The organism is Enterobacter cloacae complex sp. 2022EL-00788 (genome assembly GCF_026627565.1).
GTDB classification, from domain to species: domain Bacteria; phylum Pseudomonadota; class Gammaproteobacteria; order Enterobacterales; family Enterobacteriaceae; genus Enterobacter; species Enterobacter pasteurii.
In genome coordinates, this window is the sequence record NZ_JAPNMC010000019.1 from 1 (window position 1) to 13,989 (window position 13,989).

Below are 13,989 nucleotides of genomic sequence, written 5' to 3' on the forward strand. Positions count from 1 at the left end.
GTCTGATAAATTGTTAAAGAGCAGTGCAACGCGGCTTTCGCTCACCGTTGCGAGGTGGCGTATATTACGCTTTCCTCTTTCAGAGTCAACCCGTTATTTCAGGATTTTTTCTCTTCAACCGACCGGGCTGTTTGTGAAGTGATTCACATCCGCCGTGTCGATGGAGGCGCATTATAGGGAGCCGCCGAGGAATGACAAGCGGAAAAATGCATTTTTATTTCAACCGCTCACCTTTTCACCAAAACGTCTATTTTTGGTGCTTTTTAATCTCTTTTGGCAGCTCTGCCAGGCTTGTAATGACCCAGTCGGCTGCATTTTCCGCTTCCGGGGTGACTGGTTTACCGGTTCGCACTAATACTTTTGTTCCCACGCCCGCCGCCGTTGCTGCCTGCATATCTTCCAGCTTATCGCCGACCATAAAAGACGCGGCCATATCAATGTGCAGAAATTCCTGCGCGGAGATAAGCATGCCCGGATGCGGTTTACGGCAATCACAGGTCTGACGATATGCTTCGACGGTGCCCTGCGGGTGATGCGGACAATAATAGATACCATCAAGATCGACGCCGCGATCGGCCAGGGACCAGTCCATCCATTCCGTCAGCGTCTCGAACTGCGCTTCGGTGAATTTCCCCCGGGCGATACCGGACTGATTGGTTACCACCACCAGCGCATAGCCCATCTCTTTCAGCTGGCGCAGTGCATCTATTACGCCCTCGATAAATTCAAACTCATCAATCTCATGGACGTAGCCGTGATCCACATTAATAGTGCCGTCACGATCGAGAAAAATTGCGGGTACAGATTTTGCCACCGGTTTGCTCCTGAAAAAGGCTTGTTCAGCTAGTATCTCATGAATCACGGCGCAATAAAGTGCTCATCGTACAGAGGTGGATTGATTTAGACGTCTGGATGCCTTAACATCCATTTTGTTTACGGTCATTCCCCGTATCTGGCAGAAGAAAATGCCACGGCTAACTTACATACGATAAAAATAATCTAATGATTAAACTTTCCAATATCACCAAAGTGTTCCAGCAGGGGAACCGAACCATTCAGGCGCTGAACAACGTTAGCCTGCATGTTCCTGCTGGTCAGATTTATGGCGTCATTGGCGCATCGGGTGCAGGTAAAAGTACGCTGATCCGTTGTGTTAACCTGCTTGAGCGCCCAACCCAGGGCAGCGTTGAAGTTGGCGGCCAGGAGCTTACCGCTCTCTCAGAAAAAGAACTCACCAAAGCGCGTCGTCAGATCGGCATGATTTTCCAGCACTTTAACCTGCTGGCCTCACGTACCGTTTTCGGCAACGTTGCTTTACCGCTGGAGCTGGACAACACGCCGAAGGAAGAAATTACGCGTCGCGTCACCGAACTGCTGGACCTGGTTGGTCTGGGCGATAAGCATGACAGCTATCCGGCCAATCTCTCCGGCGGGCAAAAGCAGCGTGTAGCAATAGCTCGCGCGCTGGCAAGCAATCCAAAAGTGCTGCTGTGCGATGAAGCCACCAGCGCATTAGATCCGGCTACCACGCGTTCTATTCTGGAGCTGCTGAAAGACATTAACCGTCGTCTGGGCCTGACTATCCTCCTTATTACGCACGAAATGGACGTGGTGAAACGTATTTGTGACTGCGTGGCAGTCATCAGCAACGGTGAGCTGATTGAGCAGGATACGGTAAGCGAAGTGTTCTCCCATCCGAAGACGCCGCTGGCTCAGCAGTTCATCCAGTCCACGCTTCATCTGGATATTCCGGAAGATTATCTGGAACGTCTGAAAACAGAAGCCGTTGCAGAAAGCGTTCCAATGCTGCGCATGGAGTTTACGGGTCAGTCCGTTGACGCACCGCTGCTTTCCGAAACCGCGCGTCGCTTTAACGTTAATAACAACATTATTAGCGCGCAGATGGATTACGCCGGTGGCGTGAAGTTCGGCATTATGCTGACGGAAATGCACGGCACACAGGAAGAAACCCAGGCGGCAATTGCCTGGCTGCAGGAAAATCACGTAAAAGTAGAGGTACTGGGTTATGTCTGAGCCGATGATGTGGCTACTGGTTCGCGGCGTTTGGGAAACGCTGGCTATGACCTTCGTATCGGGCTTTTTTGGCTTTGTCATTGGGCTACCGGTCGGCGTGCTGCTGTACGTTACGCGCCCGGGTCAGATTATTGAAAACGCGAAGCTGTATCGCACGCTCTCTGCGCTGGTGAACATCTTCCGTTCTATCCCGTTCATTATTCTGCTGGTGTGGATGATTCCGTTTACCCGCGTGATCGTCGGTACGTCGATAGGTCTTCAGGCAGCAATTGTTCCATTGACCGTAGGCGCTGCGCCGTTTATCGCCCGTATGGTGGAAAACGCCCTGCTGGAAATCCCAACGGGTCTGATTGAAGCCTCCCGAGCCATGGGTGCGACGCCGATGCAGATCGTGCGCAAAGTACTGCTGCCTGAAGCGCTGCCAGGGCTGGTGAACGCGGCGACCATTACGCTTATCACGCTTGTCGGTTATTCCGCGATGGGCGGTGCCGTAGGTGCAGGCGGTTTAGGCCAGATTGGCTATCAGTACGGCTATATTGGCTATAACGCTACCGTTATGAATACCGTTCTGGTATTGCTGGTTGTGCTGGTTTACTTAATTCAATTCTCTGGCGATCGTATCGTCCGGGCTGTTACGCATAAATAACGTTACAAACAACACAAACTCGACGAGTTAAGGAAAAAACATGGCGTTTAAATTTAAGACCTTTGCAGCAGTAGGCGCACTGATTGGCTCTCTGGCACTGGTGGGTTGCGGTCAGGACGAGAAGGATCCCAACCACATCAAAGTAGGCGTTATCGTCGGTGCTGAACAGCAGGTCGCAGAAGCCGCGCAGAAAATCGCAAAAGAGAAATATGGCCTGGACGTTGAGCTGGTCACCTTCAACGATTACGTTCTGCCGAACGAAGCGCTGAGCAAAGGCGATATTGACGCCAACGCCTTCCAGCACAAACCGTATCTGGATCAGCAGATCAAGGATCGCGGCTACAAGCTGGTTGCTGTCGGGAATACCTTCGTTTATCCAATTGCCGGTTACTCCAAGAAAATTAAATCTCTGGATGAACTTCAGCCGGGTTCACAGGTTGCCGTCCCTAACGACCCAACCAACCTTGGCCGCTCGCTGCTGCTGCTGCAGAAAGTGGGCCTGATCAAGCTGAAAGAAGGTGTTGGCCTGCTGCCGACCGTTCTGGACGTGACCGAAAACCCGAAAAATCTGAAAATTGTTGAACTGGAAGCCCCTCAGCTGCCACGTTCACTGGACGATGCACAGATCGCGCTGGCCGTTATCAACACCACCTACGCCAGCCAGATCGGCCTGACGCCGGCGAAGGATGGTATCTTCGTTGAAGACAAAGACTCCCCGTACGTCAACCTGATCGTGACTCGCGAAGACAACAAAGACGCGGAAAACGTGAAGAAATTCCTGCAGGCGTATCAGTCTGAAGAAGTTTACCAGGAAGCCAACAAGGTGTTTAACGGCGGCGCGGTTAAAGGCTGGTAATCTCACCTCAGTGTAATATCATCAAGACGGGCATTTGCCCGTCTTGTTATTTGTGCGGTCAACTGCTTCAATATCTGACGTTTTGATTATCCACTGAGGAATTATTATGCGTGCTTTACCGATCTGTCTTTTAGCACTGATGCTGAGCGGCTGTTCTATGCTAAGCAGATCTCCTGTTGAACCCGTTCAAAGCACTGCAACCCCGCCAAAAGCGGAGCCAGCAAAACCGAAAGCGCCTCGCGCTGCGCCGGTACGTATTATTACGAAAGCCGACGAGCTGGTCGGTAAGCCATTCCGTGAGCTGGGTGAAGTGAGTGGCGAATCCTGCCAGGCAACGAACCAGGACTCTCCACCGAATATCCCAACAGCCCGCAAGCGTATGCAGATTAACGCGTCAAAAATGAAAGCCAACGCGGTGCTGCTGCACAGCTGCGAAGTGACCAGCGGTACGCCAGGCTGCTACCGTCAGGCGGTATGTATCGGTTCTGCGCTTAATATTACGGCGAAATGAGTTCGTTTCAGTTCGAGAAGATAGGCGTTATCCGCTCCCCTTATAAAGAGAAGTTCGCCGTGCCGCGCCAGCCCGGTCTGGTCATCAACGGCGGCGGCGAGCTTCATCTTGTCGCGCCCTATAATCAGGCCGATGCGGTGCGCGGGCTTGAGGCGTTCAGTCATTTATGGGTGGTCTTTGTGTTTCACCAGACCATGGAAGGCGGCTGGCGTCCCACGGTGCGTCCTCCGCGTCTGGGCGGTAATGCCAGAATGGGTGTATTTGCCACCCGCTCCACCTTCCGCCCTAACCCGATTGGAATGTCGCTGGTCGAACTGAAAGGCATACGCTGTCAGAAAGATCGGGTGATTCTGGAGTTAGGTAGCCTTGACCTGGTTGATGGCACGCCGGTCATTGATATCAAGCCTTACCTGCCCTTTGCCGAAGCGCTGCCGGAGGCCAGGGCAAGCTACGCGCAGGAAGCGCCGCAGGCAGATATGCCGGTTCACTTCACGCCAGAAATAACGACGCAAATCGACCAGCTGGAAAAACGCTATCCTCGTCTTCGTGACTTCATTACCGAAGTGCTAGCGCAGGACCCCCGTCCCGCCTATCGCAAAGAAGAGGAGACCGGAAAAACGTATGCGGTCTGGCTGCTGGACTTTAACGTGCGCTGGCGCGTGACTGCGGCGGGTTTTGAAGTGTTTGCCCTGGAACCCAGGTAATTTTGTTCTCCTCTCTTTTGGCATCTTTGCCACACTGGTAAACTAAACCACTTTTTTTGTGTCAGGCTGGTGTTTCAGCCTGTTCCAATCGTCGAAATGGAACCGTAACAACATGCGTACTAGCCAATATCTGCTCTCCACTCTGAAGGAGACACCTGCCGACGCCGAAGTGATCAGCCACCAGCTGATGCTTCGCGCCGGGATGATCCGCAAGCTGGCCTCCGGGTTATACACCTGGCTGCCGACCGGCGTGCGCGTCCTGAAAAAAGTCGAAAACATCGTGCGTGAAGAGATGAACAACGCCGGTGCTATCGAGGTGTTAATGCCGGTTGTTCAGCCCTCTGAACTGTGGCAGGAGAGCGGTCGCTGGGAGCAGTACGGTCCTGAGCTGCTGCGTATTGCCGATCGTGGCGATCGTCCCTTTGTTCTCGGCCCTACGCATGAAGAAGTGATCACCGACCTGATCCGTAACGAGCTGAGCTCTTACAAACAGCTGCCGCTGAACTTCTTCCAGATCCAGACCAAGTTCCGTGACGAAGTGCGCCCACGCTTCGGCGTCATGCGTTCTCGCGAATTCCTGATGAAAGATGCCTACTCTTTCCATACGTCTCAGGAATCTCTGCAGGAGACCTACGACAAAATGTACGAGGCCTACAGCAAAATCTTCTCCCGCATGGGCCTGGATTTCCGTGCTGTACAGGCTGATACCGGCTCTATCGGCGGTAGCGCCTCCCATGAATTCCAGGTTCTGGCGCAGAGCGGTGAGGACGATGTGATCTTCTCTGACTCCTCTGATTACGCCGCGAACATCGAGTTCGCAGAAGCGCTGGCACCAAAAGCGCCACGTGCTGCGGCAACCGAAGAGATGACGCTGGTTGATACGCCAGACGCGAAAACTATTGCCGAGCTGGTTGAGCAGTTCAACCTGCCGGTTGAGAAAACGGTCAAAACCCTGCTGGTGAAATCTGCTGAAGGCAGCGCTTACCCGCTGGTTGCCCTGCTGGTCCGTGGCGATCACGAGCTGAACGAAGTGAAAGCGGAAAAGCTGCCGCAGGTTGCCAGCCCTCTCGCTTTCGCTACAGAAGCAGAAATCCGCGCCGTGGTGAACGCAGGCCCAGGCTCTCTGGGTCCGGTGAATATGCCTGTTCCGGTTGTCATTGACCGCACCGTTGCGGCGATGAGCGACTTCGCCGCTGGCGCAAACATCGACGGGAAACACTACTTCGGCATCAACTGGGATCGCGACGTGGCGACGCCAGAAGTGGCTGACATCCGTAACGTGGTCGCAGGCGATCCAAGCCCGGACGGCAAGGGTACCCTGATGATCAAACGCGGTATCGAAGTAGGCCACATCTTCCAGCTGGGCGATAAATACTCTCGCGCAATGAACGCTGCCGTTCAGGGTGAAGATGGCCGTAACCAGGTTCTGACCATGGGCTGCTACGGTATTGGGGTAACGCGTGTTGTTGCTGCCGCTATTGAGCAGAACTATGACGAGCGCGGTATCGTCTGGCCGGATAACATTGCACCATTCCAGGTGGCTATTCTGCCGATGAACATGCACAAGTCTTACCGCGTGCAGGAGCTGGCCGAGAAACTCTACGCTGAGCTGAGCGCGAAAGGTATCGACGTGCTGATGGATGACCGTAAAGAGCGTCCGGGCGTGATGTTTGCTGATATGGAGCTGATCGGTATTCCGCACACCATCGTCATCGGCGACCGTAACCTCGACAGCGACGAGATTGAATACAAATACCGTCGTAACGGCGAAAAGCAGATGATCAAGACGGGCGACATTCTTGATTACCTGGTGAAAGCCATCAAAGGTTAAGAAACAAAAAACCCCGCCAGCGCGGGGTTTTTTTATGGGTAAATATTATTTGCTGTCGCAGTTTTTGCCGGCAGTAAACGTCGCGTCCTTATCGGCCACCAGCGTTTTTACCAGCTCGCCGCTGTCCGGGTTTGGCTCCAGCGTAAAGTGCCCTTCAACCGTCAGCAACACTGGCTTGCTGTCATTGCCGCGCGCAACGGCATAGTCACGCTCCAGCTGGGCATTGTTCGCCACGCTGACTTTCTTCCCGGTCGCGCAGTCCGTAAAGATCGCCGCATCCGCCATGTAGAAATACATGCCCCGCATTGCCATTGGCGTTGCAGGCAGTGCCGCTTTTACCGGAGCCAGCGTGTAGTTGAACTGGGATTCAATCGGATTACCTTCGCGATCGAGCATCTCCATCCCCTCGCCTTTGGCGCGGAAATAGGTTTTGTCCCCAGCGGTATCGGTCAATACCAGCTTCTCAGCCGTACGCGCCCAGGTTCCGTAAGTTGCATATGAAGAGGGTTCCTTCGCTCCCTGATAACGCTGGTTCATTACCCAGGTACCATCCTTTTGCAGGAACAGAGAGGTTTCGATACCTTCACAATCTGCACAGGGTAATACGCCGCGCCAGCTCTGCTGCATCGGCTTTAATTCTTCGTTTTGCGTTGGCTGTAAGGCCTGCGTTTCCGAACGGTTGTTACAGCCAAAAAGCGCGAACAGACTCGTTACGGCCAGCGCTGATAATAATGCTTTTTTCACGATACATTCCTTATGAAAAGGGTGTCCCTTTCGTCACGCTACGGATGACGAACTTTGCCACGCAGTGATTTTACGGTGGATTTTTGCGCCTTTGAGGACAACCTGCGTTCTTTCGATGCCCGCGTAGGACGCGTTGCCCGACGGCTTTTTTGCACTGCTGTTAATTCTTTTATGACCGCCGCCAGTCTGGAAAGTGCCGCTTCCCGGTTCATTTCCTGGCTGCGATATTCCTGCGCCTTGATCACAATTACGCCATCGCTGGTGATCAGGTGATGGCTGGCGGCAAGCAGGCTCTCTTTATAATACTCTGGCAGGCTGGAGGCCCGAATGTCAAAGCGCAAATGGATAGCCGTTGAAGCCTTGTTGACGTGCTGTCCCCCTGCCCCCTGAGCACGGATGGCGGTGATCTCCAGCTCGCTATCAGGAATGCTGACGTTTCGGGACAAAACAATCATGGCGCGGGCTGCCAGGCCGTGAGATGAATTTCCAGATTATTCTGAGAATCAGAGAGCCAGATGGCGCCGTCCTGAATAGTAGCCTGTAGCGCCATCGTTCGGCCGGCGAACTCGCTCAGCTGCGCCAGCTGTTCATCATCCAGATACCAGACGGTAAGGTTTTTGAACTGCGCACATTTGTTTTTATTCTGTTGCCACCAGATCTCCGCGGCGCGCTGGTTGTAGGCGAAGAGCGCGACCTCAGCGGACTGGGTGCAAGCCTTTTTGATCCGGCGTTCATCCGGGAGGCCAAGCTCAATCCACAGATCGATACCCAGGTGGTCGTTGCGCCGCCAGGCTTCCGGCTCATCTTCCGCACTTAAGCCCCGGGTAAATTGCAGGCGCTCATCGGCATACTTTATCCACGCCAGCAGGCGCAGCATCATGCGCTCCTGGGTTTCAGAGGGGTGGCGCGCCAGCGTCAATGACGCATCGAGAAACTGGTTACGGTCAAGATCCGCCACATTGACCACAGCTTTATAAATTGTCGCTTTCAGCGCCATGAGAGAACTCCTTTCGATTCAGGCGTACATTGTAGCGAAAACCGCAGCAAAAGGCTGTTACGAGCTTGTCCCCCCCTTATCAAGGCGCTGATATTGCTTAAATGAGTATGGTATAGTCACCTTGCTAAACCGAGTTTAACTTCGTAGGCTTAATGATATCTCACAGTAAGTCAGTACGCTGGCAGGAGGGGATGTGAATAATTATTGTGAGTTGATTCGCAGACGGTATGCGGAAATTGCCAGCGGAGATCTGGGGTATATCCCGGATGCGTTGGGCTGTGTATTGAACGTGCTAAATGAAGTGGCCTCTGATGAGGGCCTTTCTGAATCGGTCAGGGAAAAAGCAGCGTACGCTGCGGCGAATTTACTGGTGAGCGATTATGTCGATGAATGATACCTATCAACCCATCAATTGTGATGACTATGACAACCTCGAACTCGCCTGCCAGCATCATTTAATACTGACGCTGGAGCTAAAAGATGGCGAAGTGCTTAAGGCAAAGGCCAGCGATCTGGTTTCCCGTAAGAACGTGGAATACCTGGTTGTTGAAGATGCAGGTGCGACGCGTGAGTTGCGCCTCGACAAAATTGCCAGTTTTAGCCACCCGCAAATCGGCACCGTCGTGGTGAGCGAATCCTGATAACCAACGGGCAGCCAGGCTGCCCGTTACGCTTTCCATTCAAAATTTACACCGTCTTCAGCCCACCCCTCTTTAGTGACAAATACCCCTGCCGCCGCAATGAGCGTATCACCGTAAAACAGAAGCGGCGTTGTATCACGCAGCCAGGGCGGAACGTTCTGTTCCTGCCAGATCTTCTTCAGTTTGCGCCCGCCGTTACGCCCGACGATGTGCAGCATGCCGCTGGCCCTGAAGCGTACGGTGACGTTCTCGCCCGGCTCGGGCAAACGCACGTTACCCGAACGGCTTAACGCAACCACGCCTGCATTAACAGGTAACGTTAATGCTTGCTCAGGAGACGGCCAGTCGAGGATCCTGTCAGCAAGCGACGGCAACGATTTTACCCACCAGAGCTGGCCTTTATAGCGCCTGATCTCAAAACCATTCAGAAAGATACGCGGCGCGGCATCTTCCCGGGCCTGTGCAACCTCGTCCCAGATACGGTTGAGCATCGCCCGGGACGGCATGGCCGCACGGTGAAACGCCAGCCAGCGACGAATCAGGGCAGCCCGACGTGCGGGGCTCATCGCCTCCAGCGGCGCCAGCACCAGCGCACCGTCTGCGGTAATCAGCGTCTCCAGCTCCTCGCGCAGCAGCTCGTCCAGCAAGCTTTCCTGTTCAGCACAAAGCATCGCGCTTCGGGCCGCCGCTTCGGAAAAATGCGCCCAGCGCTCGTTCAGAAGCGGCAGCACGCGCAGGCGCAGGAAGTTTCGGTCGTAGCTGTCGTCCTGATTGCTTTCGTCCTCAATCCAGCGCAGATGGTGTTGATGCGCCCAGGCTTCCAGTGAAGCGCGCGTTTCACTCAGCAGCGGACGAATCAGCGCCGTACCGGCAAAATCCGCGCGTTCCGGCATGGCGGATAACCCCGCAGGCCCGCTGCCGCGCTTGAGCGCCAGCAAGAACGTTTCACACTGATCGTCCAGATGCTGCGCGGTAACCAACGCTTCTCCAGGCTGTAATGCGCCGGAAAACGCGGCGTAACGGGCTTTACGCGCCTGCGCCTCCGTGCCCAACCCTTCATCCTCAAGCGTGACGCGCTCAACGACTAGCGGGATCGCCCACGCTGAGCACACCGCTTCACAGTGCGCTACCCAGTCGTCCGCATGGGCGCTTAGGCCGTGATGAATGTGCATCGCCCGAAGCTGGACGTCCGGCTCCCGATCGCGCCAGCACTTAAGGCGGTGCAGCAAAACGGTGGAGTCCAGGCCACCGCTAAATCCCACCAGAAGCTGGCGGTACGGTGAAACGGCGAGAGCGATAGCGGGTAAGGTCATAGAAAATTACACATAAAAAATGCCCGAACTGAACGGGCATTATCACACATGAAGGCAATTACTGCTGATAAAGCTCCAGCGGCAGGCCGTCCGGATCGTTGAAAAAAGTGAAACGTTTATCGGTAAAGGGATCGACACGAATCGCTTCACAGGCCACGCCGTGGGCTTCCAGATGTTTTACCGCACTGTCCAGGTCATCGACGCTGAAGGCCAGGTGGCGCAGGCCGCAGGCTTCCGGGCGCGACGGACGCGCAGGCGGGAAGGGAAAAGAGAACAGCTCAATGACATATTGCCCGTCTAACGCCAGATCGCCCTTCCAGGAGTCGCGCTCTTCGCGGTAAGCCTCGCTCATCAGCGTAAAGCCGAGGATGTCGCAGTAGAATGCCTTACTTTTCGCGTAATCGGTGGCGATGATCGCAATATGGTGAACCTGTTTTAAACCCAGCATAGCTTCTCCTTTTTATGATGTCCTGCACGTTACAACCGACAGCCCGCCGCTGGCAAGCAGCCCCCTTTATTTTAGGACTCGCACCCAGTACACTCCGTTTTCATCGCGTTTCGCACCGTGAATATCCGTCTCAAACCCCGGATAGTGGCGCCCTACCGAACAGAGCATCAGCAGAAAATCGAGCACCGCCCGGCTTTTTTCGGTGATCATTTCGCCCGGCATCAGCAGCGGTACGCCCGGCGGATAAGGCAGGATCATGTTGGCCGATACCCGGCCGACCAGATTTTCCAGTTCAACGGTTTCAACCTCACCTTTCACCTGCTGCTGCCACGCCCTGTGCGGGGTTAGCTTCATTTCAGGCAGGACGTCAAACGCCTGGAGCATCAGGCGCGGCAGATCGTGCTGGCGGATCAGCCTGTGGATCCCCTGAGCCAGATCCTGAATGCGCATATTGCGATAGAAGTCAGGATCTTCCGCATAGAGGTCGGGCAGCATGTTCTTCACCCGCAGGTTCAGATCGTACGCGCGCTTGAACTCCATCAGCCCGCGCAGCAGACCCATCGCGCGGGTTTTATCGATCCCAATACTGAACAGGAACAGCAAATTGTAGGGCCCGGTCTTCTCCACCACCACGCCACGCTCGTCGAGGAATTTCGCTACCAGCGCGGCCGGGATCCCTTCATCACCCATTACGCCCTGCTCATCCATGCCCGGCGTCAGGATCGTCACCTTAACCGGATCGAGGAACATATGATCCGCATCGGCGTCCCGGAAGCCGTGCCAGCTTTCTCCTGGCGCGACGGGCCAGCACTCCGCCTCGTCGATCTCTTCCGGCTGCCAGATATCAAAGAACCAGCCGTCCGCTTCATCTTTCAGCCGCTGGACCTCCTTACGGAAATGCAGCGCCCGCTCCACCGAACGATTAATCAGGCGTTTACCGGGATTGCCGCGCAGCATCGCCGCCGCCGTTTCGATGGAGGCCACCAGCGGGTAGCTCGGCGACGTGGTCGTATGCATCATAAAGGCTTCGTTGAAGGTGTCCTCGTCGTACTCGCCCTTGATGTGAATAAGGGACGCCTGGGAAAACGCGGCCAGCATTTTGTGCGTCGACTGCGTTTCGAAGAATACTTTTCCCGGCACGCGCTCGCCGCTCATTCCGCTTTTACCCGAATAAATCGGATGGAAATTGGTGTAAGGCACCCAGGCGGAATCAAAGTGGATCGACGGCACGTCCAGCGTCTGCTTGATCCAGTTCGTGTTGTACAGCAGCCCGTCATAGGTAGAGTTAGTGATCACCGCATGGAAAGGCCAGCCAGCCTCCGGTATCGCCGCGACCTTTTTTTCGATGGCGGCACGCGTGAACTCGCGGCGTGGAATGCCGCCAAGAATGCCGAGCGCGTTGCGCGTTGGCGACAGCCAGAGCGGCACTACGTCACTCATCATCAGCAGATGCGCCAGCGACTTGTGGCAGTTTCGGTCAATCAGCAGCGTGCTGCCGGCAGGCGCGGCGTACATCCCGACGATTTTATTCGACGTCGAGGTGCCGTTGGTCACCATGTAGCTTTGCTCGGCGCCAAAGGTGCGGGCAATGTACTCCTCGGCTTCAAGATGCGGGCCGGTATGGTCCAGCAGAGAGCCCAGCTCGGTCACCGAAATCGACACGTCCGCTTTCAGCGTGTTGCCGCCAAAGAAATCATAGAACAGGCAGCCCACCGGACTTTTTTGATAGGCCGTCCCCGCCATATGGCCCGGCGTACAGAAGGTGTACTTTCCTTCCTTAACATAGGTGAACAGCGCGCGCGTAAACGGCGGCGTGATGTTATCAAGATATTCGCCGGTGTACTGCTGAATGCGGATCGCAATGTCCTCGGCAACGCCGAGAGAGTATTCGAAGAACCACAGCGCCATGCGCATATCGTGAGCGCTGACGTCCATGGTCGAATGCGTGTTGATAAAGGCGTACAGCGGAAGGTATTCGTTGAGCTTATTGATATCGCTGCACAGCTCCATGTCGTATTCGTCCCAGTCGAATATCACGCCACAGATGCGCGGATTGTGTTCGATGAATTTCAGCAGGTCGGCGCTGTTTTGCGGCCAGATCAGCTGATATCCGCGTGCGGTAAGGGCTTGCTCCAGCTCCTTGATGGGTTCGTCTTTATAAAAGACGCCGTGTGGCCCCATGATGGCAATGATGTTCATGGTTTACCTCCTTGAAAAACATCAGATAAGCATAGTTAAGGTAAACGGCAGGTATAAAAAAAGCCGCAACAATGTGCGGCTTTTAGGATAATTGTGAGGTTTATGCGTAACCGTAGGTCATCAGGCGCTGATAACGGCGGTTGAGCAAATCTTCTTTGCTCAGCACGTCCAGGTCCGCCAGGTCAGCCAGCAGCTGCGCTTTCAGGGACGCGGCCATGACTTCCGGCTTGCGGTGTGCGCCACCCAGCGGTTCAGGGATGACGGTGTCGATAAGCTTCAGCTCTTTCAGACGTGGGGCAATGATGCCCATCGCTTCGGCAGCCAGAGGCGCTTTGTCGGCGCTTTTCCACAGAATTGAAGCACAGCCTTCCGGAGAGATAACGGAATAGGTGCTGTACTGCAGCATATTCACTTTATCGCCCACGCCAATTGCCAGCGCGCCGCCGGAGCCACCCTCACCGATAACGGTACAGATGACGGGCACTTTCAGGCGAGACATCTCACGCAGGTTGCGTGCGATGGCTTCAGACTGACCGCGCTCTTCTGCGCCGACACCCGGGTAAGCGCCAGGCGTGTCGATGAAGGTAATGATTGGCATATTGAAACGCTCAGCCATCTCCATCAGACGCAGGGCTTTACGGTAGCCTTCTGGTGCCGGCATACCGAAGTTACGACGGATTTTCTCTTTGGTTTCACGACCTTTCTGATGACCAATGATCATCACCGGACGTCCATCCAGACGCGCGATACCGCCGACGATAGCTTTATCGTCAGCGTATGCGCGGTCGCCGGCCAGTTCGTCAAATTCGTCAAACGCCAGGCGGACATAATCCAGGGTGTACGGACGCTGTGGATGACGCGCCAGCTGGGCGATCTGCCATGCGCCGAGATCGGCAAAGATTTTGCGCGTCAGTTCTACGCTTTTTTCACGCAGACGATGCACTTCTTCGTCGATGTTAATATCCAGTTTTTCATCCTGACGGCTCACCGCTGTCAGAGAATCGATTTTCGCTTCCAGCTCTGCAATCGGCTGTTCGAAATCAAGGAAATTCAGACTCATAGTAT

General features: G+C 54.8%; 16 protein-coding genes. 8 read left to right on the forward strand and 8 right to left on the reverse strand.

Annotated elements, in window-relative coordinates; translation table 11 throughout:
• Window positions 1–247: 247 nt before the first annotated feature.
• Complete coding sequence (gene gmhB / locus OWK27_RS21775; protein WP_148420161.1) at window positions 248–814, reverse strand: D-glycero-beta-D-manno-heptose 1,7-bisphosphate 7-phosphatase; 567 nt, start codon at window positions 812–814, stop codon at window positions 248–250.
• 188 nt (window positions 815–1,002) lie between these two features.
• On the opposite strand from gmhB, the gene metN reads away from it, so the two are divergent.
• The 6 genes from metN to proS all read left to right on the forward strand — a co-directional run bounded on the left by metN (window position 1,003) and on the right by proS (window position 6,582).
• Window positions 1,003–2,034: a methionine ABC transporter ATP-binding protein MetN gene (metN, locus tag OWK27_RS21780; RefSeq protein ID WP_267591214.1), complete on the forward strand. Its 1,032-nt coding sequence runs from the start codon at window positions 1,003–1,005 to the stop codon at window positions 2,032–2,034.
• Window positions 2,027–2,680, forward strand: a complete 654-nt coding sequence (locus tag OWK27_RS21785) for a methionine ABC transporter permease MetI (RefSeq protein WP_003856130.1) — start codon at window positions 2,027–2,029, stop codon at window positions 2,678–2,680. Before metN ends, OWK27_RS21785 begins: the two co-directional genes overlap by 8 nt.
• A gap of 40 nt (window positions 2,681–2,720) precedes the next feature.
• Entirely contained in the window at window positions 2,721–3,536 is an 816-nt protein-coding gene (gene metQ / locus OWK27_RS21790) for a methionine ABC transporter substrate-binding lipoprotein MetQ (protein ID WP_006810023.1), read from the forward strand.
• A gap of 106 nt (window positions 3,537–3,642) precedes the next feature.
• Window positions 3,643–4,047: an Rcs stress response system protein RcsF gene (gene rcsF / locus OWK27_RS21795; RefSeq protein WP_003856133.1), complete on the forward strand. Its 405-nt coding sequence runs from the start codon at window positions 3,643–3,645 to the stop codon at window positions 4,045–4,047.
• Window positions 4,044–4,751, forward strand: a complete 708-nt coding sequence (gene tsaA / locus OWK27_RS21800) for a tRNA (N6-threonylcarbamoyladenosine(37)-N6)-methyltransferase TrmO (RefSeq protein ID WP_267591215.1) — start codon at window positions 4,044–4,046, stop codon at window positions 4,749–4,751. Before rcsF ends, tsaA begins: the two co-directional genes overlap by 4 nt.
• Window positions 4,752–4,863: 112 nt before the next feature.
• Complete coding sequence (proS, locus tag OWK27_RS21805; protein ID WP_252004737.1) at window positions 4,864–6,582, forward strand: proline--tRNA ligase; 1,719 nt, start codon at window positions 4,864–4,866, stop codon at window positions 6,580–6,582.
• Window positions 6,583–6,627: 45 nt separating this feature from the next.
• Here the strand turns inward: proS and nlpE are convergent, their stop codons facing one another.
• Genes nlpE through OWK27_RS21820 form a run of 3 tightly spaced genes read right to left on the reverse strand, consistent with a single transcriptional unit; the run spans window position 6,628 to window position 8,323 of the window.
• Window positions 6,628–7,326: an envelope stress response activation lipoprotein NlpE gene (nlpE, locus tag OWK27_RS21810; protein ID WP_176608664.1), complete on the reverse strand. Its 699-nt coding sequence runs from the start codon at window positions 7,324–7,326 to the stop codon at window positions 6,628–6,630.
• A gap of 38 nt (window positions 7,327–7,364) precedes the next feature.
• A complete protein-coding gene (arfB, locus tag OWK27_RS21815) occupies window positions 7,365–7,781 on the reverse strand; it encodes an alternative ribosome rescue aminoacyl-tRNA hydrolase ArfB (RefSeq protein ID WP_148420156.1) in 417 nt (138 codons plus the stop codon).
• Window positions 7,778–8,323 (reverse strand): YaeQ family protein, encoded by a 546-nt coding sequence (locus OWK27_RS21820; protein WP_148420155.1) that lies wholly within the window; start codon window positions 8,321–8,323, stop codon window positions 7,778–7,780. Before OWK27_RS21820 ends, arfB begins: the two co-directional genes overlap by 4 nt.
• 193 nt (window positions 8,324–8,516) lie before the next feature.
• Here OWK27_RS21820 and OWK27_RS21825 point away from each other — a divergent pair, with 193 nt between their 5' ends.
• Both OWK27_RS21825 and rof read left to right on the forward strand, forming a co-directional pair.
• Window positions 8,517–8,717: a YaeP family protein gene (locus OWK27_RS21825; RefSeq protein ID WP_148420154.1), complete on the forward strand. Its 201-nt coding sequence runs from the start codon at window positions 8,517–8,519 to the stop codon at window positions 8,715–8,717.
• A complete protein-coding gene (rof, locus tag OWK27_RS21830; RefSeq protein ID WP_148420153.1) occupies window positions 8,704–8,964 on the forward strand; it encodes a Rho-binding antiterminator in 261 nt (86 codons plus the stop codon). Before OWK27_RS21825 ends, rof begins: the two co-directional genes overlap by 14 nt.
• 26 nt (window positions 8,965–8,990) lie before the next feature.
• Here rof and tilS read toward each other — a convergent pair whose 3' ends face one another.
• The 4 genes from tilS to accA form a co-directional block, all read right to left on the reverse strand.
• Window positions 8,991–10,277: a tRNA lysidine(34) synthetase TilS gene (tilS, locus tag OWK27_RS21835; protein WP_267591216.1), complete on the reverse strand. Its 1,287-nt coding sequence runs from the start codon at window positions 10,275–10,277 to the stop codon at window positions 8,991–8,993.
• Between the two features lie 58 nt (window positions 10,278–10,335).
• Window positions 10,336–10,725 carry a VOC family protein gene (locus tag OWK27_RS21840; protein WP_267591217.1) on the reverse strand — a complete coding sequence of 130 codons (390 nt, stop codon included), beginning with the start codon at window positions 10,723–10,725 and terminating at the stop codon, window positions 10,336–10,338.
• Window positions 10,726–10,791: 66 nt separating this feature from the next.
• Complete coding sequence (locus OWK27_RS21845) at window positions 10,792–12,924, reverse strand: lysine decarboxylase LdcC (protein ID WP_267591218.1); 2,133 nt, start codon at window positions 12,922–12,924, stop codon at window positions 10,792–10,794.
• A 100-nt stretch (window positions 12,925–13,024) separates the two neighbouring features.
• Complete coding sequence (accA, locus tag OWK27_RS21850; RefSeq protein WP_013095666.1) at window positions 13,025–13,984, reverse strand: acetyl-CoA carboxylase carboxyl transferase subunit alpha; 960 nt, start codon at window positions 13,982–13,984, stop codon at window positions 13,025–13,027.
• Window positions 13,985–13,989: the final 5 nt, after the last annotated feature.